This is a genomic window from Mucilaginibacter sp. OAE612 (genome assembly GCF_041806395.1).
Classification (GTDB): domain Bacteria; phylum Bacteroidota; class Bacteroidia; order Sphingobacteriales; family Sphingobacteriaceae; genus Mucilaginibacter; species Mucilaginibacter rubeus.
In genome coordinates, this window is the sequence record NZ_JBGMUW010000001.1 from 6,416,895 (window position 1) to 6,442,524 (window position 25,630).

At 44.0% G+C, this 25,630-nt stretch carries 26 protein-coding genes; 10 read left to right on the forward strand and 16 right to left on the reverse strand.

From position 1 onward, the window contains the following. Position 1: 1 nt before the first annotated feature. The 9 genes from ABID99_RS26930 to hutH form a co-directional block, all read right to left on the reverse strand. Positions 2-1,141, reverse strand: a complete 1,140-nt coding sequence (locus ABID99_RS26930) for a beta-ketoacyl synthase N-terminal-like domain-containing protein (protein WP_373615686.1) — start codon at positions 1,139-1,141, stop codon at positions 2-4. A 12-nt stretch (positions 1,142-1,153) separates the two neighbouring features. Next, positions 1,154-1,579, reverse strand: coding sequence for a thioesterase family protein (locus tag ABID99_RS26935; protein ID WP_217633217.1), 426 nt, complete (start codon positions 1,577-1,579; stop codon positions 1,154-1,156). A 12-nt stretch (positions 1,580-1,591) separates the two neighbouring features. Beyond that, entirely contained in the window at positions 1,592-2,236 is a 645-nt protein-coding gene (locus ABID99_RS26940; RefSeq protein WP_090533571.1) for a hypothetical protein, read from the reverse strand. An 8-nt stretch (positions 2,237-2,244) separates the two neighbouring features. Continuing rightward, positions 2,245-2,667, reverse strand: a complete 423-nt coding sequence (locus ABID99_RS26945; protein WP_090533573.1) for a 3-hydroxyacyl-ACP dehydratase — start codon at positions 2,665-2,667, stop codon at positions 2,245-2,247. After that, entirely contained in the window at positions 2,664-3,542 is an 879-nt protein-coding gene (locus tag ABID99_RS26950; protein ID WP_373615688.1) for a hypothetical protein, read from the reverse strand. The genes ABID99_RS26945 and ABID99_RS26950 overlap by 4 nt, the downstream gene beginning before the upstream one ends. After that, on the reverse strand, positions 3,542-3,799 hold the full coding sequence (locus tag ABID99_RS26955; RefSeq protein ID WP_373615689.1) for an acyl carrier protein: 258 nt from the start codon (positions 3,797-3,799) through the stop codon (positions 3,542-3,544). The genes ABID99_RS26950 and ABID99_RS26955 overlap by 1 nt, the downstream gene beginning before the upstream one ends. 11 nt (positions 3,800-3,810) lie before the next feature. After that, on the reverse strand, positions 3,811-5,031 hold the full coding sequence (locus ABID99_RS26960) for a beta-ketoacyl synthase (RefSeq protein ID WP_188834145.1): 1,221 nt from the start codon (positions 5,029-5,031) through the stop codon (positions 3,811-3,813). Between the two features lie 325 nt (positions 5,032-5,356). Further along, positions 5,357-6,085 (reverse strand): 3-oxoacyl-ACP reductase FabG, encoded by a 729-nt coding sequence (gene fabG, locus ABID99_RS26965; protein ID WP_176626484.1) that lies wholly within the window; start codon positions 6,083-6,085, stop codon positions 5,357-5,359. Beyond that, a complete protein-coding gene (gene hutH, locus ABID99_RS26970; RefSeq protein ID WP_373615690.1) occupies positions 6,082-7,662 on the reverse strand; it encodes a histidine ammonia-lyase in 1,581 nt (526 codons plus the stop codon). Before hutH ends, fabG begins: the two co-directional genes overlap by 4 nt. A 285-nt stretch (positions 7,663-7,947) precedes the next feature. Between hutH and ABID99_RS26975 the strand changes: the two genes are divergently transcribed. The 8 genes from ABID99_RS26975 (at position 7,948) to ABID99_RS27010 (ending at position 19,880) form a co-directional block, all read left to right on the forward strand. Further along, positions 7,948-8,469 carry a hypothetical protein gene (locus tag ABID99_RS26975; RefSeq protein ID WP_090533583.1) on the forward strand — a complete coding sequence of 174 codons (522 nt, stop codon included), beginning with the start codon at positions 7,948-7,950 and terminating at the stop codon, positions 8,467-8,469. A gap of 208 nt (positions 8,470-8,677) precedes the next feature. Further along, a complete protein-coding gene (locus tag ABID99_RS26980) occupies positions 8,678-9,874 on the forward strand; it encodes a DUF2062 domain-containing protein (protein ID WP_373615691.1) in 1,197 nt (398 codons plus the stop codon). A gap of 3 nt (positions 9,875-9,877) precedes the next feature. After that, on the forward strand, positions 9,878-13,732 hold the full coding sequence (locus tag ABID99_RS26985) for a 1-acyl-sn-glycerol-3-phosphate acyltransferase (protein ID WP_373615692.1): 3,855 nt from the start codon (positions 9,878-9,880) through the stop codon (positions 13,730-13,732). Then, on the forward strand, positions 13,733-15,247 hold the full coding sequence (locus ABID99_RS26990; protein WP_373615693.1) for a phytoene desaturase family protein: 1,515 nt from the start codon (positions 13,733-13,735) through the stop codon (positions 15,245-15,247). Next, positions 15,240-16,922, forward strand: coding sequence for a C45 family autoproteolytic acyltransferase/hydolase (locus tag ABID99_RS26995; protein ID WP_373615694.1), 1,683 nt, complete (start codon positions 15,240-15,242; stop codon positions 16,920-16,922). Before ABID99_RS26990 ends, ABID99_RS26995 begins: the two co-directional genes overlap by 8 nt. After that, positions 16,919-17,296, forward strand: a complete 378-nt coding sequence (gene acpS, locus ABID99_RS27000; RefSeq protein WP_090533594.1) for a holo-ACP synthase — start codon at positions 16,919-16,921, stop codon at positions 17,294-17,296. The genes ABID99_RS26995 and acpS overlap by 4 nt, the downstream gene beginning before the upstream one ends. Then, the gene (locus tag ABID99_RS27005) at positions 17,293-18,594 is read left to right on the forward strand and encodes a phenylacetate--CoA ligase family protein (RefSeq protein ID WP_373615696.1); all 1,302 of its coding nucleotides are present in this window, start codon (positions 17,293-17,295) and stop codon (positions 18,592-18,594) included. Before acpS ends, ABID99_RS27005 begins: the two co-directional genes overlap by 4 nt. A 23-nt stretch (positions 18,595-18,617) precedes the next feature. Continuing rightward, on the forward strand, positions 18,618-19,880 hold the full coding sequence (locus ABID99_RS27010) for a cation:proton antiporter (protein ID WP_373615697.1): 1,263 nt from the start codon (positions 18,618-18,620) through the stop codon (positions 19,878-19,880). Between the two features lie 13 nt (positions 19,881-19,893). Here ABID99_RS27010 and ABID99_RS27015 read toward each other — a convergent pair whose 3' ends face one another. From ABID99_RS27015 to ABID99_RS27045, 7 genes are all read right to left on the reverse strand, one after another. Next, positions 19,894-20,643, reverse strand: coding sequence for an MBL fold metallo-hydrolase (locus ABID99_RS27015; protein ID WP_373615699.1), 750 nt, complete (start codon positions 20,641-20,643; stop codon positions 19,894-19,896). Beyond that, complete coding sequence (locus tag ABID99_RS27020; protein ID WP_373615700.1) at positions 20,640-21,716, reverse strand: NAD(P)H-dependent flavin oxidoreductase; 1,077 nt, start codon at positions 21,714-21,716, stop codon at positions 20,640-20,642. The genes ABID99_RS27015 and ABID99_RS27020 overlap by 4 nt, the downstream gene beginning before the upstream one ends. A 120-nt stretch (positions 21,717-21,836) precedes the next feature. Next, a complete protein-coding gene (locus ABID99_RS27025) occupies positions 21,837-22,214 on the reverse strand; it encodes a nuclear transport factor 2 family protein (protein ID WP_373615702.1) in 378 nt (125 codons plus the stop codon). 72 nt (positions 22,215-22,286) lie between these two features. Further along, positions 22,287-23,021, reverse strand: a complete 735-nt coding sequence (locus ABID99_RS27030; RefSeq protein ID WP_373615703.1) for an SDR family NAD(P)-dependent oxidoreductase — start codon at positions 23,019-23,021, stop codon at positions 22,287-22,289. A gap of 80 nt (positions 23,022-23,101) precedes the next feature. Beyond that, positions 23,102-23,245, reverse strand: a complete 144-nt coding sequence (locus ABID99_RS27035; RefSeq protein WP_373615704.1) for a 4-oxalocrotonate tautomerase family protein — start codon at positions 23,243-23,245, stop codon at positions 23,102-23,104. Positions 23,246-23,271: 26 nt separating this feature from the next. Continuing rightward, positions 23,272-23,805 (reverse strand): YceI family protein, encoded by a 534-nt coding sequence (locus tag ABID99_RS27040; RefSeq protein WP_373615705.1) that lies wholly within the window; start codon positions 23,803-23,805, stop codon positions 23,272-23,274. 109 nt (positions 23,806-23,914) lie between these two features. After that, positions 23,915-24,487 carry a Crp/Fnr family transcriptional regulator gene (locus tag ABID99_RS27045; protein WP_176626510.1) on the reverse strand — a complete coding sequence of 191 codons (573 nt, stop codon included), beginning with the start codon at positions 24,485-24,487 and terminating at the stop codon, positions 23,915-23,917. 156 nt (positions 24,488-24,643) lie between these two features. On the opposite strand from ABID99_RS27045, the gene ABID99_RS27050 reads away from it, so the two are divergent. Further along, complete coding sequence (locus ABID99_RS27050) at positions 24,644-25,129, forward strand: peptide deformylase (RefSeq protein ID WP_373615706.1); 486 nt, start codon at positions 24,644-24,646, stop codon at positions 25,127-25,129. A gap of 44 nt (positions 25,130-25,173) precedes the next feature. Beyond that, the gene (locus ABID99_RS27055) at positions 25,174-25,557 is read left to right on the forward strand and encodes a VOC family protein (RefSeq protein WP_373615707.1); all 384 of its coding nucleotides are present in this window, start codon (positions 25,174-25,176) and stop codon (positions 25,555-25,557) included. Positions 25,558-25,630: the final 73 nt, after the last annotated feature.

A 25,630-nucleotide genomic window follows, 5' to 3' on the forward strand; every position in this document is an offset into this window, starting at 1 on the left:
GTTATGAAATATCCTGTTGTGATTTGGTTAAAATTATGGCTGCATTACATCCCCCAAAGCCAGAGGCTATTTTGAGGCAACGGTTAAGTGGCGTTGATATCAATTGGCTGCAAACGTTTACTGGGTTAGCACCGCCCTGTTTGCTAAAGCCTTTGGTAGGAATGATGGTATTTTGCTTTAATGATTGAGCAGAAACGATGGCCTCTATCAATCCCGAAGCGCCCAAAGTATGCCCGTAAAACCCTTTCAGGCTATTGAGTGGAACATGCTGCAAACCGGCCAGCGTTACAGCTTTTGCTTCCATTTCGTCGTTATAAACGGTCGCTGTACCATGGGCAGATATAAAATCAATATCCTCAGGCTTTAAACCGGCAGCATCCATCGCTTTATTGATGGCGTAATATAATTCTTCGCCGGTGCGTGAAGGGCCTGAAATATGGTTGGCATCATTGCTTATTGCACCCGAAACTAATTCAATAGCTTCTCCGGTTGGTTTGTCTGTCGATAGAATAACCGTAGCCGCGCCCTCGCCCAAATTGATACCGTCACGATCTGCATCAAATGGTTTGCATAATCCCTGACTGACGGCCTGAAAAGATTGGAAGCCCGAAAGCACAAATTTTGAAATCACATCTGCTCCGGCTATAACCGCATGGTCGTACTGCCCTGATTGGATCAATCGCATCCCGGTGATCATAGCAACAAGTCCGGAAATACAGGCATGTGAAACTATTATTGGCTCGTTTACAAAACCAAAATGTCGGGCTATTTTTTTTGCTGATGAATGCAGGGCAATGCGCTCATCCAGTTCAGGGCCCGCTTGTTCCGTTTCCAGCAGACTGATGTTGCCTTTGGTACTGGAAATAATCAGAACAGTTTTTTTATCGGATATATTTTTATCGACTCCATGTAAGGTTTCGGTTAACGAAGCGATGAGAAGGTGCTCGAATTTGGTGCAGTATTCATCGGTTTGAAAATATACTTTTTCAAATAGCGATGCGAAAAAAAGATCGTCAGACAGGGCTTTGTCGTCGTGTTGCCTCACGCCTGAAACGCCGTTAACCAGGTGCTCAAAGTTTTGAGTGGTGGTAGCCCCTAACGGCGAGTAAACATTATCGGCAACAAGGTAAACCTTCTTCATCACGGCGTTCTGTTATATCAAACCTTGTTGTTGTTTCCAATCCAGAAAAAAATCCGGGTTGGTAAGTTGCAGTTCAAAATTATCACGGCGAACAAAAACCTGTGTTGTCGATCCTTTAACGATAAGTTCGCCGGTTTGGGCGTTGAGTAACCTGTAAGTAAAATTGATCTTTGCCGACTCGGTAGGGGTGTAGGTGGTTTCGACGATCACCTTATCCTCGTACCGCAAAAAGCGCTTATAATCACAATTTACGTTAACTATAGGCACAACGTAGCCCGCGTTATATACATCCATATAACCCAGGCCATATTGCTTGCCAAACGCCTCGCGGCCATCTTCAAAATATCGAATATAGTTGCCATGCCAAACCACGCCCAGCATATCCACGTCACTGAATTTGACTTCAATCTCAATAGTATTTATTAGCGATTGCTGCAAAACCTTAGGGGCTTAGTATTTTTTGAAAAGATCGAAGTCAGCGCCAAAATCGTCCAGGATTACCGGCCATGGGTGTGCCCAGTAATTTCTGAAACCAAATCCACGGCTGTTGCCGGTGCGGAAAACGGTATATAAAACCGTTTTCTTATCCATATCAACAAAAGTTACCCAGGCGCCCCCTTGCGCCCGCCCTTTATCCATGCCTTCAACAATCAGCAACATACCGATGCCTTTATTACCTAAAAAATCATAGTTTTTAATCAATGCATCAATATCTTTTTCGGTCAGCGTTTTGAAATGACCGGGATCAGTATCAAAGAAGTTTTTGGTAAGCGCGTTGTTAACTTTTTCGGTAACATTCATTGCAAAATGAACGGTATCGCGGTGAACCGCCCTGGCTGGGTTATATTTTTTAGGTTCTTTTAGAAAGAAATTTTCCCATAGGGGGATGTATTTGCCAACAAATTCGGCATTGATCACCTCCCGTCTGTAAGCTTCTTCCGAACCAATGAATTTCATTTGTGAAAAATCCATACCTAACCAGGTTATCGGGGTTTTTTTATCGAATACCTCTGCTTTGGTTTGGGCAGATGCCGGTTTTAAGAACGCGGTTAATAAAAGTATCAGTAAACTCAGTTTAATTGCGTTTTTTTTCATGGTTGATATTATTGTGGTTGAATAAATATTTTCATTTCGCATTGGGCTATCGTTATGCCTTTGCAAGTAATTTTTCCTTTGATGATGGTAACATCGAAAACCTGGTTTTCAATTTTTACTTCGGTTTCTATGGTATCGCCAACTTTTGGTAAAGCAAATACTTCCAGGTTTTTTACCGCACCGATAAAGCCCGGCTGTACAGGTTTGCCTAATTGCTGAGCGGCATATCCGGCACCAGCGGCGGCGGTTTGGGCTATGTTTTCGGTCAGTCCGGCTTCGCTTAATTCGCCATCGCTTACCAAAACGTTATCAGCCTTTACCTGAAGCGAGGTTACCGTGTTGTCATCAGTTGATGACAACAGCTTGTCAATCATTACAAATGGCGACCGCTGTGGTATCAACGGTAAAATATCCTGTGTTGGTAAGATCATTGCCAAAAATTATAATAGTTGTACCACTGCTCAGGGTACGTTTTTACCTTGTTTTCAAAGCTGGTTATAAAATCATTTGCCAGTTGTTCCATGCCTTTGCCTCTGCCCCAATCCGAATAATCCTTTACCGGACTGGCGAAAAAGTGGTAATGCAACGCGCTTTCTTTTAGTGCGTAAACAAACGTTACCGGCGCTTTAAATTTTTCGGCCATTACAAACGGCCCTGCCGGGAATTTCGCATCCTCACCTAAAAACTCCCTTGTTATGGTTTTATTGCCCTCGATATACCTGTCGGCATGCATGCAAACCAGCTCATTGTTCTGAAATGCCGCGTTTATTTTAAATATGTGCGACAGGTCGTTTTTGATGACAATGATGTTTATTTTCCGCTCGCCGGTTACCGAATCCATGTATTGCTTGATCTGCCTGTCTTCGCCATCAAACATTACAATGTTAATGCGGGTGTTTATATGATCAAGCAGTTCGCCTGCTATTTCCCAGCTGCCAATGTGCGAGCTAAGCAGTAATCCGCCCTTGTTCATGGCGGCAATCTCCCTCAAGTTATCTATCCCGTCAAAGTTGAAAGTGAATTTGTTGGGAATCCCCGACATAATCACCACCTTATCGATAATACTTTGCCCAAACAGATAGTAATTTCTGTACAGCATCAATATTGATTTTACCCTGCCGAAACCGAGCCGCTTGTGGAAATAGTAATATGTTCCTTTTGATGTTTGCCACGAAAACAGGAAGTAATAAAGCGCCACAAACCTCAGCATAAAATAGGCCGGCATTACACCGGCTGTTTTTAAAACGCTTACAAAAATGCGATAGCCAAGGGTATTGCCTTTTGATTTTCCCTGCCAGGCGGGCATTATGCAAGCTCCTTAGGTTGTATGCGCGATAGTACGTAATCGTAAAAATCCTGGAAGGTAACAATGCCCGTAAAATCTTCGGGTTTTACTTTGAACCCAAAGTTGCTTTCAATTACTACAACAAGGTCGATATAATCAAGACTGTCAAGGTCGAGGGTTTCTTTCAGATTTGCTGTGGGCACCATTTTATCCGCATCAACCTCAAATTCTTCGGCAAGGAAGCTGTTGATTTTTTCTATGATCTCTTCAATTTGCATAATGGCTTAGTTTAAATATATTTTTTAATAATCAGGGACGAATTGGTGCCGCCAAACCCAAACGAGTTTGACAGGAATGTATCTATATTTTTATCGACGGTTTCGGTAGCGATGTTAAGTTTCGCCGAATCCTCGTCGGGGTTTTCAAAGTTAATGTTAGGCGCCACGAACGAGTTTTGCATCATCAGCATCGAATAAACGATCTCACTTGCACCCGCCATCCAGCACTCATGACCGGTCATGGATTTGGTTGAACTTACCAGGGGCTTATAATCGCCAAAAACCTCATCAATGGCTTTAGCCTCGCTGGCATCACCGGCAGGGGTAGAGGTGGCATGAGCATTGATATAGTCAATTTCAGAAGCCTGTATGCCGGCATCTTTTAATGCCATATTCAACGAGCGTACCGGCCCTTCAACCGTTGGGTTTGAAATATGCCCCCCATTTGATGAAAAACCATAACCAACAATCTCGCCAAAAATAGTAGCGCCTCGTTTTAGGGCCGATTCCAGGCTTTCCAAAATCACAGTAGCTGCTCCGCCGCTTGGAACCAATCCGTCGCGGTCACGATCGAACGGGCGGGAGGCTTTAGCAGGGTCGGCCTCGTGTACAGAAAATGCCGAAAGCGCATCAAAACTGCCCATTGAATAATGACTGAGTTCCTGTGCGCCGCCGCAAATAATGCAGTCCTGCATACCGCTTTTGATAAGATGGTAACCCATACCTATAGAATGCGAACCACTGGCGCAAGCCGCGCTGATGGTAAAATTGACACCGCGCAGCTTGAATATGGTAGCCAGGTTCATGGTAACAGTAGAGTTCATGGTTTGAAAAACAGCACCAGAACCAATGAGCATGGTGTCTTTTTTCTCGCGGATGATATCTGTGGTTTCGATAACAGCTTTGGCAGTACTGTCGTTACCGTATAAAATGCCTACATCGGTTTGGGCGATGTAATCGGCATCGATACCTGCCTGCTGTAATGCTTCGGTGGTGGCTATATATGCATATTCGCCTTGCTCGGGCAACATGATACGCGCCCGGCGATCAAGCGTACCTTTAAGGTTGGGCTTTTCAACCGCGCCGGTAAGTCCTGAGCGGTAGCCAAAATCTTTACGGATAGCATCATATACAATGCCCGACCTGCCGGTATAAAGGGATTCCTTAACTTCATCAAGATTTTTCCCAATACACGAATAGATACCCATCCCTGTTATCACAACCCTATTCATATTTGAGCAAAAACTGATAGTACATAGTCAACAAAATGTGATAAAAATACAAAAAAATAGAACTTAATCTGGTTTTTGTATGTATAGCGCTCGTTTAATGTTTCAAATTTCGGCTATTAAAATACCTGTATCTTAATAGCTTATAATTAAATTTATATTAAGAGTTAATTACTCTTGTGTTTGTTACCCGCAAATAAAATTTGCCATCGCTCGGCTCCAGCCGAGTGGTAATTATTTCCAGGCCTCTGGCCTTCTTTCGCTTCGGCGGCCAGAGGCCGTTTGATAGTTGCCACCCGGCTGGAGCCGAGCGGCGATATTGTTCTTTTTATGAATAAAGCCCACCATTTATCGAAAGCACCTCTGCCGTAATGTAAGCCGCCTCAGGCGATGCTAAAAATCCGACCGCATGGGCAACCTCCTCCGGTGTGCCAAATCTTTTTAATGGCACCATCGCTTTCAGTTCCTTTTCATCAAGCCCGGCAGTCATATCGGTAGCAATGAACCCCGGTGCTACAGCATTTACCGTAATCCCCCTGCGACCAACCTCCTGCGCCAATGCCTTAGTTGCACCGATAACACCTGCTTTGGCTGCCGAATAATTCACCTGTCCCGGCAAGCCTTTTAACCCTGAAAGCGAAACCACGTTCACAATCCGGCCGTATTTTTTAACCAGCATTCCGTTAAGGACTAAACGCGTAACGTAAAAGAAGCCACTTAGGCTCGTATTTATTACCCCATCCCATTGCTGGTCCGTCATCCACATCATCAGGCCATCGTCTTTAACGCCGGCGTTGTTTATTAAAACTTCAATGTACTTTTCGGTATTGGTTTCTATCCAGCTGCCTAATTTTTGTTGGATATCGTTCTTATCGGCAACATTAAATTGCAACAGCTCGCCATCGCCGCCATTCTTCCTGATCTGGGCGAGGGTATTGTTGGCTTCGTCGATGTTGCCTTTATAGTTAACCAGTACATAATAACCCATAGCGGCCATTTTGTAGCAAATGGCCCTGCCAATTCCTCTTGAGCCGCCGGTTACTAATGCACATTTCATATGATATTTTTGGTGTTAAAAGGTTTAATAAATTCAGGAAATATTTCGGCCGTTTCAAAATAAGCTTTTACTTGCTGCAGATCCTGGTATTTGGGTTTGTCCTCAATAAATGTAGGGAATATAGCCCTCAAGCCGGTATAAACTTTGTTGGTTTGGGTAGATAGCTTGTTTGCGCAATCAAGGTAATCGACAGCCTGCGGCAGCGTCATAGCCTGGATAGCCAGTACCTCGAAACTGTTATCGATCACTTTTTTTGTTAACAATGCCGCATTACAACCCATGCTTACAATATCCTGGTTATCATTATTGTTTGGGATACTGTGTACGTACATGGGGTACGAAAGGGTTTGGTTTTCGGCAACGGTTGAGGTAGCGGTAAATTGCATTCCCTGCATGCCGAAGTTGAAACCCAGCACCCCCAAATTCAAAAACGGGGGAAATTTCTGGTTCAGTTTATCATTCAGCAGATAATTGAGCTGCCTTTCGGATAACATAGATAACCGGGTAACAGCTATCTTGAGTTTGTCCATTTCCAGCGATACATAATCACCATGAAAATTACCGCCGTGGAAAATATTGTGACTTTCATGATCGATAACCGGGTTGTCGTTTACCGAGTTAAGCTCATCAACAACCACATGCTCTGCCTGGGCAATGGTATCATACACCGGACCGAGAATTTGCGTTACACAACGAAGCGAGTAGTATTCCTGAACTTTATCCTCAAAAACCTCCTGATCGATATTTTCGGGATTATATAAGTGCTCAGAGCGGCTACGGGTCATTTGGCTATCCTTCAGGATTTCCCTCAATTGCGTGGCAATAGCATTTTGCCCTTTGTGATGTTTAACCCTGTTTAGCTCGTGCGAGTAATGATCATCAAAAGCGCCCACAACCTCGTTGATCATTGCTGAAAGCATTACCGACCAGCCCAACAATTTTTTTGCGCGGATGATGTTCAGCAGACCAATCCCCGTCATAGCCGAAGTGCCGTTGATAATAGCCAGGCCTTCGCGGATATGGATTTGGAGAGGTTTGATATTTAGCTGTTCAAAAACAGAAGCTGTTGGTTGTACTTTTTCGTTGTAAATCACCTCGCCTTCGCCAATAAGTACTAATGCCAGGTGTGCTAATTGTACCAGGTCGCCGCTTGCGCCTACGCCGCCGTGTTCAAATATACAGGGAGTAACGTTTTTATTAATGAGTTCGGCAAGCAGGTTCACCAGTTCGGGGTGTACACCGGAATGGGCTTGCATAAAACTGTTAAGCCGGGCAAGCATCAGGGCTTTTACCAACTGGGGCTGCATCAAACTGCCACCGCCCGAAGCATGGCTGCGGATGAGATTATACTGTAATTGCAAACGGTTTTCATCGCTCACCTTGTATTGCGCCATTGGGCCAAAGCCGGTGTTAATGCCGTAAATAAGCTTGTTGGATGAAAAATTGCCAAGAAAATTAAAGCTGGCTTCTACCTTTTGCAGTGCCTGTTCGTCAGGAGCAATCGTAGCACTATTAAAAATTACCTGGTAAAAATCATCCAGCGTAAGGGTTTTTCCTCCAACCTGTAGTATGGGCACAGCAGTTTTATTTAATAAGGTTTGATTACTCTTTTTCACAAAATCAGGGCGAAAATAAGGTAAATGTTCGGATTTAGGAACGAGTATTAAACGGTTTCTGGGTGGGGGGTATTGTGTGGAACGATATGCCAAAATCATATCATTGCGAGCGCAGCGCGGCAATCGCACGGAAGCAGGGCCGCCCTGTATCGCATGCGATCGTTTCGTCGTTCCCCCTGGCAATGATATACGGTGTGTGAATAAGAGGAGAGAATTAATAACTTTGATCTCTTACCTTATTGCAAAATGAGAAAAGCCAAAGTGCAAAAACCATTCATTCATTATGAACCACTAAAGCCTTGGGAAATAGTTTTAATAATGATTTATGCAGTAATAACTTTATGTATTGCGCTGTCGCGGTTTATTTTAGGAACAGAAAGCAGGCAAGTAGCAGTCATTTTCTACGCCATGCTAACACAGTTGTTTTTATACATTTTTCTATATGTGTCATTAAGAAATTTTAGATCATATTTGATCTGGTTATGTTTTGGTGCAATACATGTTATTCTCTACCTATATTTTAAGGGGGATTATGATTTGGAATTGCCAAATGGAAACGCCTCCAGGCTTCTTCTAAACACGATCCCTTTACTATTGCTTTTTCAATTTTTAAGATTTCTTAGCAGAAAGTGTCAGGATAGGGATTTTGTTGCTCCTGCTAAAGGTGGAGTTTCCGATTTCATCGAGAACACGACTACTGATTATGTACTTTTCGTACTTTATATTGCTTCATTATGTGGATTTACCTTCCTCTCAGTGTGTTATTAAACATGTTTATACATTTTGTGCAATCGTAATAGTTACTTGATGCGTAGGAGGTAATACTTCAACATTTAATACATAGTTTATTAAATACTCCCAACAAAAATTTAACGTTTAATTTAAGCCGAAACAATAACTTTGTAAAGCATTAAACGTAAACCCACAAAACCCATTGATAAAAACCTGGACTGAAGCCGGTACGTGCGATTGATATATGACGGATAACTTACAAATTATACAGGCAAAGTTTAAACAATTAAAGGTATGCGTTATTATACCCACCTATAATAACCAGGGTACGCTGGCCGCTGTTATTACCGATGTGTTAGCTTTTACCGATCAGGTTATTGTGGTAAATGATGGCTCGACCGATAGTACTCCTGCCATTATCCAATCATTCCCGCAAATAAAATCAGTTAGCTATACCCAGAATGTAGGCAAGGGCTGGGCCTTACGCAAAGCTTTTGAATTTGCAACCGAACAGGGTTATCAACATGCTATCACTATCGATTCAGACGGGCAACATTTTGCTACCGACCTGCCTGCTTTTATTGAAAAACTGGAACAGGAACCGGATTCGCTGATTATTGGTTCGCGTAATATGGAGCAATCGTCGGTGCCGGGTAAAAGCAGTTTCGGGCATAAGTTTTCTAACTTTTGGTTTTGGGTGGAGACAGGCATTAAATGCCCGGATACGCAATCGGGTTATAGGCTGTATCCTATCCACCTGCTAAAAACCAGCAAATTCATCACCCGGAAATACGAATTTGAAATAGAGGTAATAGTTCGTGCCGCCTGGAAAGGTATCAAGATAGATTGGGTTCCGGTAAAGGTTTATTATGCCCCGAAAGAAATACGGGTATCGCATTTTCGCCCTTTTCAGGATTTTTCGCGCATTAGTGTACTCAACACTGTACTGGTTATCATAACTTTCGCATACATCAAACCCCGCGATTTTTTCAGGACGCTTTTTGATAAAAAAAAAGCTAAGCTAATGCTCAAAAACCTGTTTTTTAACCCTGAACACTCGCATCAGTTAAAAGCTAAATCTGTAGCTTTTGGCGTTTTTATGGGGATTGTGCCTATCTGGGGTTTCCAGTTGTTGGTGGCTATTTCGCTGGCCTTCCTGTTCAGGCTCAACAAGGCCATCGTGGTTACGGCTGCCCACATCAGCGTTGCGCCCATGATCCCGGTTATTATTTTTCTGAGTTATAAAACCGGGAGCCTATGGATGGGCGGCAAGGATGTGGATATCCCTTTGGATAAAATTTCGCTTAAATCCATTGGCGAACATTTGGAACAATATCTTTACGGCAGCATTTCGCTGGCAATTTTTGCAGGTATTATAGCTGGATTGCTCACTTTTGCGTTACTAAAGCTGTTTAAGCGGAGGCCAGTCCCCGCCCTGTAATTCATGGAAAAAATCCTGGTAGGCATCTATAATTATTTCAATATCCGCAAACCACTGTTTTATACTGTGTTTGCGTTAAGCTTTGTGCTTATCGGTTTTTTCGCTTCGAGGATAAGGTTTGAGGAGGATATTTCCAAAATACTGCCGAAGGATAAAAAGATAGAGAAACTCAACTATATTTTTCAAAACTCCAAGTTTGTTGATAAGCTGGTGGTGATGGTATCGTTAAAAGATTCCACACAACAGCAGCCCGATAGCCTTATAGCCTTTGCCGATAATTTTACCGAAACCGTTCAGCAAAAACTTTCACGGTATGTAAGTAAGATCAATGCAAAGGTTGATGAGGGGTTGGTGCTGGCGCTTTTCGGCACTATTAATAAAAACCTGCCTATTTATCTTACCGAGCGTGACTATTTAAATATTGACACACTTATCCGCCCCAATCAGGTAAAAGAAACCCTTGCCCGCGATTTGCGTACGCTGACCTCGCCCGCAGGATTAGCGCTGAAAAGCATGATCAGCAGCGATCCGGTTGGGATCTCATACCTAGGCCTTAAAAAATTGCAACAGCTGCAATACGACGAAAATTTTGAACTGTACGATAGCTATGTGATGACCAAAGATCACAAAAACCTGCTGCTGTTCATCACCCCCAAATACTCGCCCAATAATACTGGTGAGAATGCCGTAATGCTTAAAGGCATCGACCAGGTTATCGATAGTTTACAAACTAAAAACTTTCAAACAGTTGATTGCAGCTATTTCGGTACCACAGCCGTATCGGTAGGCAATGCCCTGCAATTACGCAAGGACTCCATGTTCACCCAGGGGATTACGGTGGTGTTCCTGATTGTTTTCCTGGGTTTTTACTTCAGAAAAAAGCGCGCACCAGTTGTGATTTTAGTGCCGGTTTTGTTTGGCGCATTGTTTTCGCTTGCGGTGGTTTATTTTGTAAAAGGCAGTATTTCTGTAATAGCCTTGGGCACGGGTTCGGTGGTGTTAGGAATAGCGGTTAATTATTCGCTGCACGTGTTTAATCATTACCGCCATACCCGCAGTATTGAACAGGTGATCCGCGATTTGGCTATGCCGCTTACTGTGGGCAGTTTTACAACCATTGGCGGTTTCTTGTGCCTTGAGTTTGTAAAGTCGGAAATGCTGAAAGATCTTGGTCTGTTTGCGGCTTTTAGCTTGATAGGTGCTTCGTTTTGCTCACTGGTGTTCCTGCCGCATTTTATCGCCTCAAAAAAAGAACAGGATCAACATACAGCCCAGCTTTCGTGGATTGATAGGCTATCGGCCTATAACCCCGAGTATAATAAGTTTATTATTTCCGCTATCATAATCCTTACGGCAGTATTCAGCCATACAGCCCGGAACGTAAGCTTTGAAACGGATATGAACCGCATGAATTTCATGACCGATAAACTCAAAGCATCCGAAGCCAAACTGAACGCTATTAATAAATACGCCCTGCAATCGGTTTATTTCCTGGCCGAAGGCAAAACATTGGATGATGCTCTCCGGACTAACGAAAAGCTCTCGGCACAGATAGAATTACTGAAAGACAAAAACATCGTCAAAAAATACTCCGGTGTATCATCGCTCATTATTTCCGATTCCCTGCAAAAAGCCCGCATTGCCCGTTGGAATAACTACTGGACACCTGCAAAAAAACAGCAGTTAATAGCTGTATTGGTTAATGAAGGCGCTGCCTTAGGTTTCAAACCATCCGCTTTTGACCATTTTAAGGAACTCATCAATAAAAATTTTGAGCCGGTTGGACAGGATGAAATGGCCGGCATCCGCAAAAGTTTGTTGGATGATTACATAACCGAGCGACCGGGTAGGGCGGGTGTAATTACATTGGTTAAGATCTCACAAGCTGATAAAGCCAAATTGTACAACCTGTTCGAAAATTCGCCAAATGTTACCGTTGTCGATAAGCAATACTTAACAAACCGTTTTGTTGGTATCATCAACAATGATTTTACCAGTATCGCGGTGATGTCGTCATTACTGGTGTTTACGGTATTGCTGCTCACTTACGGGCGTATCGAACTTACGTTGGTTTCTTTTATTCCGATGTTTATTTCCTGGATCTGGATTTTGGGCTTGATGGGCTTGTTGGGCATTCAGTTCAATATCGTGAACATCATTATATCGGCACTGATATTTGGTTTGGGCGATGATTACAGCCTGTTTATTATGGATGGGTTGCTACAGGAATATAAAACTGGCAAAAAGAATTTATCCTCGTACAAGTCGTCTATCTTTCTATCGGCTATTACAACGGTTGTGGGTTTGGGCGTGCTGATCTTTGCCAAACATCCAGCTTTGCGTTCAATCGCATTAATCTCCATCATCGGCATAGTTTGCGTGGTTGTGATGGCTCAGATTTTAATCCCGTTTTTGTTTAATCTGCTCATCAGGAACCGAGTAAAAGCAAAACGTTTCCCCTGGACAATAAGCGGCTTCGTGATCTCCGTTTTTGCCTTCACTTACTTTGTGAGCGGCTGCCTGTTATCAAGCCTGATTGGTTTGTTTTTGATTAAGCTCAACCCGTTTAAAGGCCCAAGAAGCAAATATGTTTATCATGCTATCCTGTCGAAGTTTTGCTGGTCGATGATGCATATCATGCCTAACCTGCGTAAGCGTGTAGTGAATAAAGACAGTTTTGAGAAACCTGCCGTGGTGATCAGTAATCACCAATCGTTTTTAGATATTTTGGTGCTGATCATGCAGCATCCTAAACTGATCTTGTTTACCAATCACTGGGTTTGGAACTCGCCGGTGTTTGGTGCGGTGGTGAGGATGGCTGGTTATTTCCCGGTGGCCGAAGGCGTAGAGCAGAACGTTGATGAACTGGCCGAAAAGGTTAAACAAGGATACTCGATGGTGATTTTTCCTGAAGGCAGCCGCTCGCCAGATGGCAAAATGAAACGTTTCCATAAAGGCGCTTTCTTTTTGGCCGAGCAACTGGGTATGGACATATTGCCCATTATACTGCACGGAACAGGCTACAATATGACCAAAGGTGATTTCCTGCTGAAGAATGGCACAATAACCATAAAATACCTGCCTCGTATTGCTGCCGGTGATGCTTCATTCGGTACAGGCTATGCGGAGCGTACCAAAAACATCAGCCGTTATTTTAAGGATGAATACCAAAATCTAAGTGCTGAAATTGAACAGCCTGCCTATCATAAAGAACAACTGTTTTATAACTACCTGTATAAAGGCCCGGTGCTGGAATGGTATATGCGCATTAAAGTACGGTTGGAAAAAAATTACCAGGTATTTCATGAGCTGCTGCCTAACCAGGGAAAAATGCTTGACTTGGGTTGCGGTTATGGCTTTATGCCCTACATGCTGCATTTTGCAGCGCCGGGGCGCAAGTTTACCGGGGTTGATTATGATGAGGAAAAGATAGAGGTGGCAGCCAATTGCTTTGGAAAAACGGAGAATATCAATTTTGTTTATGCCGATGCCCTGCAATTTGAAATGCAGCGGTATGATGCCATTATCATGGCCGATATGCTGCACTATTTGCCGCCCGGGGAGCAAAAGCAATTGATTGAAAAATGTATTGCCAATTTAAATCCCAGCGGCAAGCTCATCATCAGGGATGGCAATAAGGATATGGAGGAAAGGCATAAGGGAACGGAGCTCACCGAAACTTTTTCGACCAGGTTGCTTGGTTTTAATAAAACAGGAGCAAATGGTCTTTCGTTCCTTTCGGGGAAAATGCTGCGGGATATAGCGGCAGTGAATGATCTTTCAGTCGCCGAGATTGACAACACGAAATACACTTCAAATATTATTTTTGTGCTTAAAAAAGAAGGGCAGCCGGTTTAAATGAACGATAAATTTGATGTACTGATCATTGGCAGCGGTATGGGCGGTTTGGTTTGCGCCGATATGCTCGGTCGTGAAGGTTACCGGGTTTGTGTTGTTGAAAAAAACAAGCAGCTTGGCGGCTCGCTGCAAACCTACGTACGCGATAGGGTGATCTTTGACTCAGGTGTTCATTATCTTGGTGGGCTCGATAAGGGCCAAAATCTATACCAGATCTTTAAGTATATAGATATTATCGATAACCTGAAACTGGAAAAACAAAGCCTCGATGCCTTTGATAAGATCATGATTGATAACGATCCGGTTGAATATCCCCAGGCTCAGGGCTATGATAATTTCATCAAACAGCTGTTGGTTTATTTCCCGGATGAGGAACCTGCTTTACGAGCCTATTGCGATAAACTGAAAGAGGTTTGTGATAAATTCCCGTTGTATAACCTGCGCTCATCGGATGATTTTTATGAAAAGGCCGATGTGCTGGAAGTAGATACTGAAGCTTTCCTGGCATCTATCACCAATAATAAAAAATTGCAGCAGGTACTGGCCGGTAACAATTCTTTATATGCCGGGCAGGCCGATAAAACACCGCTCTACGTTCATGCGCTTATCCTTAACAGCTACATTGAAAGCTCCTGGAAATGTGTTGACGGCGGTTCGCAGATTGCTAAACTCATTGCCCGCAATATCCGCAACAGGGGCGGCGTTATCATCCGGAATAAAGCCGTGAAAAAACTGGTAGAACAGGATGGTAAAATAGCGTATGTTGAACTGCAGCATGGCGAAAAGCTGTATGCCGATCATTTCATCTCCAATATCCACCCGGTAAAAACACTGGAAATGACGGACTCATCAGTGATCAAGAACGTATACAGGAACCGGTTAAAAAACCTGGAAAACTCGGTGTCATCGTTCACTATCAATATTGTGTTTAAGAAAGATACATTCAAATACTTTAGCCATAACGTTTATAGTTTTAAGGACGGGCAGGTATGGCACATGGCCGATTATACGCAGCAAAACTGGCCGCTGGGTTATGCCGTGTTCATGACTCCATCCTCAAAAAATAAAGAATACGCCGATGGTATGACCATACTGGCCTATATGCGTTATGAAGAAGTAAAGCCTTGGGAGGATACTTTCAATACGGTATCTGACGAAGCTTATCGCGGAGAAACATACGAGCAATTTAAAAAGCGCAAAGCCGAGGTTTTATTGGATGATGTGGAACTGAAATTTCCGGGTTTACGGGAAAAGATCTATTCGTACTACACCGCCACGCCGCTCTCATATCGTGATTATATTGGCAATGATGATGGTTCGCTTTATGGCATTGCCAAGGATTATAAACACCCGCTGAAAACGTTCATTTCGCCGCGTACCAAACTGCCTAATTTGTACTTCACTGGGCAAAACCTTAATTTACATGGAATTTTAGGGGCCGCCATGAGCGGGATTGTAACCTGTTGCGCTTTGTTGGGCAATGATGATCTGATAGATAAAATAAGAAATGCGTAACAGTAAATTTAGCTGGAAGCGGTTTGGGAAAAGGGTGTTGTATACAGGCCTTGTGTTTGTGGGCTTGCTGCTGATCGGCTTTATTTACCTGTACTGCGTAGCTATGGATTATCCACCCAAACCTGCCGACTTGAGCAGCCTGCAATTACAACGAAAACAGCCATCACCGGGGTTTTATACCATTAATAACAACTGGTTCCGGAAAAGTAAGAGTGGTTTGTTTGAGATGTATGTAGAGGGTAAGCCTTTTGAGCGCGGGGTAATTAATGGCAAACTGAGCAAAGAGCTGGTGGTAAACCAGGAGGTTTATTTTACCGATCAGATCAATAAGATCATCCCCTCACAGTCCTACCTGTCATTCCTGAAATATTTTATAGCCTGGTTTAACCGCGATTTGGCTAAGAACGTAAGCGAAGAATATAAAGAGGAGATCTACGGCATCTCCAAATCAGCATCAGATAAATACCAGTATATCGGCTCCAATTATCAGCGCATCCTGAATTACCACGCCGCGCATGATATCGGTCACGCGCTGCAAAGCATGGCCTTGGTGGGATGTACCTCGTTTGGTACCTGGAACGATCGCTCGGCCGATGGTACCATGATCGTAGGTCGGAACTTTGATTTTTATGTAGGCGATAATTTTGCGCATGATAAAATAGTGGCATTCTTCAATCCATCTGAAGGGCATAAATTCATGACCATAACCTGGGGCGGCTTCGTAGGCGCGGTATCCGGCATGAACGAAAAAGGCCTGAGCGTTACCATCAATGCCGACAAGACCAATATCCCATCGGGTTCGGCCACACCGGTATCTTTAGTAGCCCGTGAGATCTTGCAATACGCCCAAAACATTAAAGAGGCCATCGCGATCGCCAAAAAACGCAAAATGTTTGTGTCCGAATCTTTCCTGGTAGCTTCGGCCGAAGATAACAAGGCCGTAGTGATCGAGAAAACACCCGATACGCTGGATGTGTATGATCCTCGCCAAAACTATATTGTTTGCGCCAACCACTTTCAAAGCAAAGGGCTGGCACACTCTAAAGAAAACCTGGTGCAGTTGAGTAATAGCGCCTCACGATATCGCTACCAACGTTTAATGGAACTGCTGAATGCCGAAGGTAAAAACACGGTGCAAAAAACGGTTGATATATTGCGCGACCGCCAGGGCCTGCATGGTGAAAATATCGGCATGGGCAATGAGAAAGCATTGAACCAGTTAATTGCCCATCACTCTGTAGTTTTTGAACCGCAAAAGCTGCTTGTTTGGGTATCAACCTCGCCATGGCAACTGGGGGAGTTTGTGGCTTATGATTTGAAAAAGATCTTCGCCATGAAAGGCATGCAAACCGATCATGAAATTATGGATACCGCGCTTACCATTAAGCCCGATGCGTTTTTGAACACGCGGGCTTATCGTAATTTTATAACCTATCGTACGCTGAAACAAAAAGCTTTTAACGGTGAAGAGATTAACCCCGATAGCGTGGTGGCCAGCAATCCGCAATTTTACCACGCGTATGTGATTGCCGGTGATTATTCGTTTAAACATAACGAGTATAAAAAAGCCCTCGGGTATTACAAAACGGCTTTAACCAAAGTAATTGCCACCGTAAACGAGGAAAACTATATCAAAAAGCAGGTTGAAAAATGTACTAAAAAGTTAAGCTCATGACAGTTTTAGGTGTAGGTATTGATATGATAGAGGTGGAGCGTGTGCAAAGCAGTATTGCTAAAGAACAAGGTTTTCGTGAGCTGGTTTTTTCGGCAAAGGAGATAGCCTATTGTGAGAGCAAGACCAATAAGTATCAGCATTATGCCGCCCGCTTCGCCGCTAAAGAGGCTTTTTTTAAAGCATTAGGTACGGGCTGGCTAAAAGATACCGCTTTTAGCGAAATTGAGATCAGCAATGATGAAAACGGCAAGCCCATTTTAGAACCTACCGGCGAAAGCGCGGGAGTGATTAACCGTAACGGGCCGTTAAAAATTTCCGTATCATTAACCCATTTAAAAACAATGGCATCGGCCGTGGTAATTATTGAACAGTGATAACAAAACACCTTGAACCATTAGCACTCCAACCCAAACATGAGGTTGTAAAATACCAGGAGCAAAAGCTGCAAGAGTTGCTGACTTACCTCAGCCAAAATTCGCCTTTTTATAAAGACCTGTTTGCACAGCATCATATTGATATCAACCAGGTCAAAACGCTCGATGACCTGCGTTTGATCCCGACCACCACCAAAGAAGACCTGCAAAAACGCAACGACGATTTTTTATGTGTGGACAGGGGCAAGATCATTGAGTACAGTTCCACCTCCGGCACTTTAGGCAGCCCGGTAACTATTGCCCTTACTGAAAATGATCTTGAGCGTTTAGCTTATAACGAGTACAATTCTTTTACCTGTGCCGATGGCTCGGCGGCTGACCTGTACCAACTCATGCTCACGCTCGACAGGCAGTTTATGGCCGGAATGGCCTATTATTCGGGCATCCGCAAAATAGGGGCGGGCATTATCCGTTTAGGACCGGGTGTGCCATCGTTACAATGGGAAACTATTTTGAGGTTAAAACCTACAGCAATCGTAGCCGTACCATCGTTCATTTTAAAGCTGATCCAGTTTGCACAGGAGCATCACATCGATATCAATGCATCGTCAGTTAAAAAGGCGGTTTGTATTGGTGAGAATATCCGCAATACTGATTTCAGCCTGAATATTTTAGGTCAAAAGATCACCGAAGCCTGGGATATCAAGCTGTATTCAACCTATGCTTCTACCGAAATGCAAACCGCTTTTACCGAATGCGGCGAAGGCAGGGGCGGCCATCACCAACCGGAGCTATTGATAGTTGAAGTACTGGATGAGCAGAACAACCCGGTGGCTCCGGGTGAATCGGGGGAGGTTACCATTACCACGCTTGGCGTTGAGGGTATGCCGTTATTACGATATAAAACCGGGGATATCTGCCATTATTTTGATGAACCATGTGGCTGCGGTCGTACAAGTATCAGGCTATCATCTATCGTTGGCCGTAAAAAGCAAATGATCAAATTTAAGGGTACAACCCTTTACCCTCCGGCGTTGTTTGATCTGCTAAATGGCATGGAAGAGATCAAAGATTTTGTAGCCGAAGTGTATTCAAACGAGATAGGTATGGACGAAGTACTGCTTCACCTGTTGCCTGTTAACTATACCGATGAATGCGACCGCAAGATCCGGGCTAATTTGCAGGCCAGGCTAAGGGTGAGCCCGTATATCACCTATCTGAAGCACGATGAGATGCAGAAATTACAATTCCCTGAAGCGGTACGCAAGCCGGTTAAGTTTATCGATAAAAGAAAGTAGCTATTATGTGCTAACTTTGCCCCATGCATAATGCCGATATCCTGGGCCGGTTAACACAACAGCTTGAGCTGCCGTTTAGTAACCCGGTACTTGTTTTTTCGCTGATATTGTTGATCATATTACTTGCTCCAATCATCATGGGCAAGTTCAAAATTCCGGGTATTGTGGGTTTTATTATGGCTGGCATAGCGGTTGGTCCGCATGGGTTAAACCTGCTCACCAAAAACTCGGCGGTTGAGCTGTTCTCTACCATCGGGTTGCTCTATATTATGTTCATTGCCGGCATCGAGCTTGATCTGAACGAGTTTAAGCAGAAGAAACATAAAAGCTTTGTGTTTGGCTTCTTTACTTTCTGCATCCCAATACTCATCGGTTTTCCTGTTTGTTATTATGCGCTCGGTTATTCGTTAATAACATCGGCCTTAACGGCCAGTATGTTTGCCACGCATACACTGGTGGCCTATCCCATAGTGAGCAAATATGGCGTCGCAAAAAATGAGGCCGTCGCCATAAGTGTAGGGGGCACCATATTGACCGATACCGCCGTACTGATTTTGCTGCCTGTAATTATGGGCGCTAAGGATGGGGGGCTGGGTTTCGGCTTCTGGCTGCAGCTGATGATTTCGCTTTCGATATTCGCGTTCATCATGTTTGTGCTGATCCCGCCGTTGGCAAACTGGTTTTTTAACCGCTATCGCGATAGTAAAACACTGCCATATGTGTTTGTGCTTTTTATTGTGTTTGTGTCGGCCTTTTTATCCCAGCTGGCAGGGGTTGAACCCATTATAGGGGCCTTTGTGGCGGGGCTTGCTTTAAATAAAGCAGTACAGCAGTCATCAACCTTAATGAGCAGGATCGATTTTGTGGGTAATGCCATATTTATTCCATTCTTCCTGATTAGTGTAGGTATGCTGGTTGATTTGCGTGTGCTGGGCCGCGGACCGCAGGCTACCATTGTGGCAGTAAGCTTAACGCTTGGAGCCCTGCTGGGTAAATGGCTGGCGGCATTATCTACCCAAAAAATATTCAAATATTCGGGCATACAGCGTAACCTCATTTTTGGTTTAAGCAGTGCACATGCCGCGGCTACCCTTGCCATTATTTTAGTGGGATACAAGGCGCAGATTATTGACGACAATATCCTGAACGGCACCATTATATTGATACTGGTTACCTGCGTGGTAGCATCATTTGCTACAGAGCGCGCCGCTAAAAAGGTGGTTGCACCAATTGAAGATCCCGGAATTTTATCAGAACCCCAAATTACCGGCCACGAGCGGGAATGATACCAGTAATTGCTTATAAACTTGTTTGTACGCCCGGCTGTAAAATCCTGAGTTGACCGCCAATGCTCAGCGCGTTAAATGATTGCTGCAGCATCTCGCCCGTTTCGGTATAATGCGACCAGCCCTCAAAATGCACCGGAATGATTGTAGCATCAGGAAAGGCAAAAGCGGTATCAATAGCATCATTGGTGCCCATAGTTACATTGAACGGGCCTCGGGGTTTGGCTGCCCCGGCAAATATGAATACATATTGAGGTTTAAATTTTTCTGCAACCTCCTTTACGCCATCGTAAAACACGGTATCTCCTGTGATATAGATCTGGAGCCCGGCAATAGTTACAATAAAACCTGTTACATCGCCGGTAAGTTTTTCGCTGCCTGCAGGGCCATGCCTTGCCGGTGTGCCGGTTATAACTACTTCATCGTTAAGCGCGATGCTTTCCCATGGGGCCAGGCCAAAGGCATTGCCGCCTAATCTTTCGGCTCCTATTTTGGTGGTTAATGTTTTATCAACCTGTTTCAGCAGCTCCCGGCCGGCATGGTCAAGGTTATCGCCATGCTGATCGTGGCTTAGCAAAACCACATCTATTTTACCGATGTCGGTAGTAGCAGGGCCTTCGGTTTTATGGTAGGCAGGCTTATCGTTGATCATGAATTGCTCGCCGGCGGGGTCAAGCGTAGGATCGGTCATGAGCCTTAAGCCGCCGATCTCTAAAATGATGGTTGGTCCGCCTAAGTAGGTTACATTAACTTCGCTTTTCATGGGTTCATAATTTTAGTAGTGTCTTCAATTAATGATTGCATCAGCGCGGTGGCATTGGTGTGTTTCAATATTGGTGCTATCTGTCCGCCCCAAAACAAAATCATATCCCATTTTTGCTGCTCAAGCGCGGCTTTTCTCAAAGGCGACATAAAAGTTGTTTGCAGGGGAAAGGGTAAAAATCCGGCTTCCTTTCCGGCCAGGTCTTTAGCAACCCTGCTGGTAATACCCCGGCCAAGCCTGCCGGTAAACGCGCGGGATAAGGTAGTATATTTCGCTGCATCTGAGAACAGCATTTGCCTGTGGACAGGAAGCGCACCCGATTCATCAACGGCCAAAAAAGCAGTCCCTATCTGTACAGCATCGGCACCTAATGTTAAGGCTCCGGCTACCCCCCGGCCATTAGCAATGCCCCCGGCGGCAATAACGGGCACTTTTACTTTCTCCTTAATTAATTGAAGTAACACAAAAGTACCGGTGGTTGATGATTCGGCGGGGGCAAGGAATGATGGCCTGTGACCGCCCGCTTCAAAGCCCGAGGCTATGATCAGGTCCACCCCGCTTGCCTCCAATGCTATAGCCTCATCCAGCGTGGTAGCTGCGCCTACAGTAACGATGCCTAACTTACGGCACTGCTCCATCACATCGGCAGGCAACGTGCCAAACATAAAGCTGAATACTTTTGGGCGTAGGTCAAGGATCACCTGCAACTGGTTTTCGAACCGTAATTTAAACGGATCGGGCTTGGGCGGCAATGGGATCCCGGCTTCATCAAAATAGGGTTTAAACAATTGTGTTGCGTGTTCATATTGCGCATCGGTGGCTGCACCGTCAGGTGCATCGGTTTCCGAAACCCATATGTTAATGTTGTACGGTTTATTGGTTGCTGCTTTGATCTGTTTATCTACCGCTGCAATTTCGGGCGCGCTCAGGGTGTAAGCCCCGTAGCCGCCCAGCCCGCCGGCATTTGATACCGCGGCTACCAATTCAACCGACGATAAATTACCGCCAAAAGGCCCTTGTAAAATCGGGTAATCAATACCTAATAGTTCCGTTGCTTTTGTGTTATACCACATGGTTTTAGTATTAAGTCGATAGTACTAAGTCTGAAGTCACAAGTCTGATTTTCTTTTTCTGCACTTAGAGCTTACGACTTCTGACTGAAGACTATAGGTCAATTTATCACTGAAACGAAATTAATTCGTATCGCTGATCATTTTATTTACAATGAGCCACTTGCCGTCGAGTTTATGGAACGATAAAAACTCATGATAGTTATAATCGTACATTTTTACCTGTACTTCGGCAACTGCAATTGAATTTACTGCTTTAACAGAAATGATTTTCCCGTCAAATGGTTTGCCCGAATCCTTAGGGCTTACCCTGTTTTTTACCCCATCCAAATAAACATCCAATGTTTTGGCATAAGGCTGTCCTTTTACATCGCCAAAAAGCAGTGTGCCGGTATTCATTACCTGGTTTAACAAATCCAAATTACCTTCATAAATCCCTTTGAAATAGTAATTTTCAAGCGCCTGTTCAATGGCAGCTTTGCTTTGATCGTTAGTTCCCATTTTTATTGATAAATTAAACATTATGCCTGCCGCTAAGCAAGGCATAATGCAGTTGCTAAAAGAATTTTACACTCAATTTAAATTATGGCCTGCTGCTATGCCACCATCAACATTGATAATGGCCCCGCTGATGAAATTGTTTTTGGCAACGGCGTACACCATCTGGGCTACGTCCTCAACTTCGCCCACCCGGTTCAGCAGGTGTAATCCTGCGCTTTGGTCGGCATCATCACCGTGCATTGGGGTACGGATAGTACCGGGCGCAATAGTATTTACCCGGATATTATCTTTACCAAACTCGCCGGCCAGTTGTATAGTAAGCGCGTGTATAGCGCCTTTTGATGCCATTTGTGCTGTAATGGGCACACCTCCAAGGGCATGGTTAACCAATGGCGTACCTATATTGATCACCACACCATCATGCTGTTTAAGCATTTGCGGAATCGCGGCCTGGGTGGTGAAGTAAGTACCTTTAAGGTTGGTGTTTAAAAAACGGTCGAGGTAGGCTTCATCAACTTCAAGAAACGGCCTGGTTTCAAAGATACCGGCGTTGTTGATCAGCACATCTACGCTTCCAAATTTATCAAGGGCTGTTTGGGCCAGCTTTTCGCCTGTGGCTTTATCGCTTACGTTTCCGACAACCATGGCCAGGTGATCGCCAGCACCCAACTCCTGGTAAACAGCTTCCAGTTTATCGGCAGTTGTTGAGTTAATGACTACGTTATCGCCCTTTTCTAAAAAATAACGGGCTATTTCTTTACCGATACCGGATGATGCTCCGGTAACGATTATTGTTTGCTTTTTCATTGTTTTACTTCTTGTCGGCAGTGATGCCTCTTTCTCTTAATACTGATGTCTGTTCGCCGGCATATCCCCAATCATCCAGCTCAATTTCGCTGATCACTACATGGGTTAAATGCGGGTCTTTGTTCAGGGTATCGGTTAATCAAATCGGTTACACCCTTTATCAGGATTTGTTTCTGCTCGCGGGTAACACCTTCGCGGGTCAGTTCAATTTTTACGTATGGCATGGCTTTAGTTTTTAAGCAAAGCTGTTTTAAACAGCTTTTGCGGTTATGTTTACATTCAGGTCAAAATCGTTGTAGATAAGTGTATCGCCCAGGTCTTTAAAAAAGTTTCCGGAACGAAACCTCATGCCGTATTTGGTACGGTCGACCACAACTTTACCGGTTGCGTTTACGGTATCGGCTGCGGTAGCAACCTGCGCGTCAAAACTTACGGAATGAGTGATGCCTTTTATGGTCAGGTCGCCGGTGATCCGATAAGTGCCGTTGCTGCCTTTGTTGATCGCAGTAACTACAAATTGAGCTTCGGGATAATTTTCTGAATTAAAGAAGTCGTCGGAAGCAAGGTGGCCTGCAAACTGGGCGTTGGTAGCCGGGTCAGTTATGTCAAGAATTTTAATAGACGTGGTGTCGATATCGAATTTACCGCCGGTTAATTGTCCATCTGCAAAAGTTAAAGAGCCTTCTTTTATAGCGATGGTACCATTGTGTGCGCCTGTAACTTTACGACCAATCCAGTCGATGTTACTTTTTGCGCTGATGATTTCAAATTTTTGAGTTTCCATTTTGTTATGTCTTTAATGACAATACAAAGTTGGGGACTAATGGCCTGGAAACTGTGTGACCTACATCACAATTAAAACACCACTTTATTTATGTGATGTACATCACATTTTAAGAATGGTATAAACGGCTCAATGTCTCCCTTGAAACGCCTAAATATGAGGCTATTAATTGTTTGGGAACCACATTGTACAACGTAGGGTACTGCGCCAGTAACTCTTCATAACGACGTTTTGCGTTGTTATTCATAAATGATAGCAGCCTTTTTTGAGCAGCTACATAGCCCTTGTTGGTACGCCAGCGAAAAAAGTGCTCGCTTGCGTGAATTTCATTACAAAGCTTTTCGCGATCGTGACCGGTGAGGCAAAGTACTTCGGCATCCGTAATACAATCCAGGCTAATTGTAGCGCGCTCGCCGCTGTAAAGCGCGTTATAATCTGAAGCCCACCAGGTAGGCATAGCAAACTGCAGGATGAACATTTTCATGTCGTCGTTAATAAAAAACGACTTCAGATAGCCCGAAAGTACGAAATACTCACAGTCTACTTTATCACCCTCCCCGATTATAGTTTGCCCTTTTTTGAATGTTTTGTAGGTAAAATGCGAAAAGAAATAATCGAACTGCTCGTCGGTTAGGGAGGCGGTTTTGCTTACGTGCTCTTTTAAAATTTCTTTTGGCTGCATGTGATAAAAATAACTACAAAAAAACTTTATTTGGATAAGAAAGTCAATGTTTAGCTTTCCCGCATTTTCGCTTATTTTGGTCTTAGTATAAAGTTAAAGCAATTCATGAGGGATTAATGTGATTCCGTAAGTGATAAATTTACGTTTTACTATGGAATGAAAAAATTGAACGATATTTTGCTGCTTGGCGATGAGCGTCTTTACCAGGTTTGCCCGCCGGTATTACGAAACGAATTGCCGCTGGTAAGCGGTTGGGTTGAAGATATGCACCATGTAATGCAGGAGATCAGGCAAAAATACAACTTTGGCCGGGCTATCGCGGCTCCTCAACTGGGCATCATGAAACGCTTGGTTTACATGAATATTGACAAGCCTGTAGTTTTCATTAACCCCGAAATACAGGACGCCAGCGATGAACTTTTTGAACTTTGGGACGATTGCATGAGCTTTCCTAACCTGCTGGTGAAAGTTAAAAGGCATAAAACCATCACCGTAAATTACCTTGACGAAAACTGGCAGCAACAACAGTGGGTGATGACGGATGCCCTGTCTGAACTGATGCAGCACGAGCATGATCATTTAAATGGTATTTTATGTACCATGCGGGCTATCGACAGCATGTCATTTAAATGGCGGCTGTAGTAAGTTTTTTTAACTGTTGATGTGTTCATCTTATTTTTCTGCTTATGAATCAATTTATAACACACATTACATTGGTGGTTAATGACTATGACGAAGCAATTCAATTCTATGTAGAAAAATTGAATTTCGACCTGGTCGAAGACACACCGATCAATGAAAATAAAAGATGGGTTTTGGTAAGGCCCAGGGGGGCATTTGAGTGTAGCTTGCTGTTAGCAAAGGCCGTAGGTAATGAACAAAAAAGTCGGATAGGACAGCAAACGGGTGGCCGCGTATTTCTTTTTTTAAGGACCGATGATTTTTGGCGCGATTACCGTGCGATGCAGGACAAAAACATCATCTTCGTTCGTGAACCCCAGGCGGAACCATACGGCACGGTTGCCGTTTTTAAAGATCCCTTTGGTAATTTATGGGATTTGCTTGGTTGAGCCCAAAGCTGCCAAAATCCGGTCACCAAAGCTTCTTATATACGGCTGTTAAATAAAAAATTAAAAACGCCTG

What these genes read in the sequence shown, in the direction of transcription:
- ABID99_RS26930 (WP_373615686.1), bottom strand. Translation starts at nt 1,141, where the DNA reads ATGAAGAAGGTTTACCTTGTTGCCGATAATGTTTACTCGCCGTTAGGG.
- ABID99_RS26940 (WP_090533571.1), bottom strand. Translation starts at nt 2,236, where the DNA reads ATGAAAAAAAACGCAATTAAACTGAGTTTACTGATACTTTTATTAACC.
- ABID99_RS26945 (WP_090533573.1), bottom strand. Translation starts at nt 2,667, where the DNA reads ATGATCTTACCAACACAGGATATTTTACCGTTGATACCACAGCGGTCG.
- ABID99_RS26950 (WP_373615688.1), bottom strand. Translation starts at nt 3,542, where the DNA reads ATGCCCGCCTGGCAGGGAAAATCAAAAGGCAATACCCTTGGCTATCGC.
- ABID99_RS26955 (WP_373615689.1), bottom strand. Translation starts at nt 3,799, where the DNA reads ATGCAAATTGAAGAGATCATAGAAAAAATCAACAGCTTCCTTGCCGAA.
- ABID99_RS26960 (WP_188834145.1), bottom strand. Translation starts at nt 5,031, where the DNA reads ATGAATAGGGTTGTGATAACAGGGATGGGTATCTATTCGTGTATTGGG.
- fabG (WP_176626484.1), bottom strand. Translation starts at nt 6,085, where the DNA reads ATGAAATGTGCATTAGTAACCGGCGGCTCAAGAGGAATTGGCAGGGCC.
- ABID99_RS26975 (WP_090533583.1), top strand. Translation starts at nt 7,948, where the DNA reads ATGAGAAAAGCCAAAGTGCAAAAACCATTCATTCATTATGAACCACTA.
- ABID99_RS26980 (WP_373615691.1), top strand. Translation starts at nt 8,678, where the DNA reads ATGACGGATAACTTACAAATTATACAGGCAAAGTTTAAACAATTAAAG.
- ABID99_RS26985 (WP_373615692.1), top strand. Translation starts at nt 9,878, where the DNA reads ATGGAAAAAATCCTGGTAGGCATCTATAATTATTTCAATATCCGCAAA.
- ABID99_RS26990 (WP_373615693.1), top strand. Translation starts at nt 13,733, where the DNA reads ATGAACGATAAATTTGATGTACTGATCATTGGCAGCGGTATGGGCGGT.
- ABID99_RS26995 (WP_373615694.1), top strand. Translation starts at nt 15,240, where the DNA reads ATGCGTAACAGTAAATTTAGCTGGAAGCGGTTTGGGAAAAGGGTGTTG.
- acpS (WP_090533594.1), top strand. Translation starts at nt 16,919, where the DNA reads ATGACAGTTTTAGGTGTAGGTATTGATATGATAGAGGTGGAGCGTGTG.
- ABID99_RS27010 (WP_373615697.1), top strand. Translation starts at nt 18,618, where the DNA reads ATGCATAATGCCGATATCCTGGGCCGGTTAACACAACAGCTTGAGCTG.
- ABID99_RS27015 (WP_373615699.1), bottom strand. Translation starts at nt 20,643, where the DNA reads ATGAAAAGCGAAGTTAATGTAACCTACTTAGGCGGACCAACCATCATT.
- ABID99_RS27020 (WP_373615700.1), bottom strand. Translation starts at nt 21,716, where the DNA reads ATGTGGTATAACACAAAAGCAACGGAACTATTAGGTATTGATTACCCG.
- ABID99_RS27025 (WP_373615702.1), bottom strand. Translation starts at nt 22,214, where the DNA reads ATGGGAACTAACGATCAAAGCAAAGCTGCCATTGAACAGGCGCTTGAA.
- ABID99_RS27030 (WP_373615703.1), bottom strand. Translation starts at nt 23,021, where the DNA reads ATGAAAAAGCAAACAATAATCGTTACCGGAGCATCATCCGGTATCGGT.
- ABID99_RS27035 (WP_373615704.1), bottom strand. Translation starts at nt 23,245, where the DNA reads ATGCCATACGTAAAAATTGAACTGACCCGCGAAGGTGTTACCCGCGAG.
- ABID99_RS27040 (WP_373615705.1), bottom strand. Translation starts at nt 23,805, where the DNA reads ATGGAAACTCAAAAATTTGAAATCATCAGCGCAAAAAGTAACATCGAC.
- ABID99_RS27045 (WP_176626510.1), bottom strand. Translation starts at nt 24,487, where the DNA reads ATGCAGCCAAAAGAAATTTTAAAAGAGCACGTAAGCAAAACCGCCTCC.
- ABID99_RS27050 (WP_373615706.1), top strand. Translation starts at nt 24,644, where the DNA reads ATGAAAAAATTGAACGATATTTTGCTGCTTGGCGATGAGCGTCTTTAC.
- ABID99_RS27055 (WP_373615707.1), top strand. Translation starts at nt 25,174, where the DNA reads ATGAATCAATTTATAACACACATTACATTGGTGGTTAATGACTATGAC.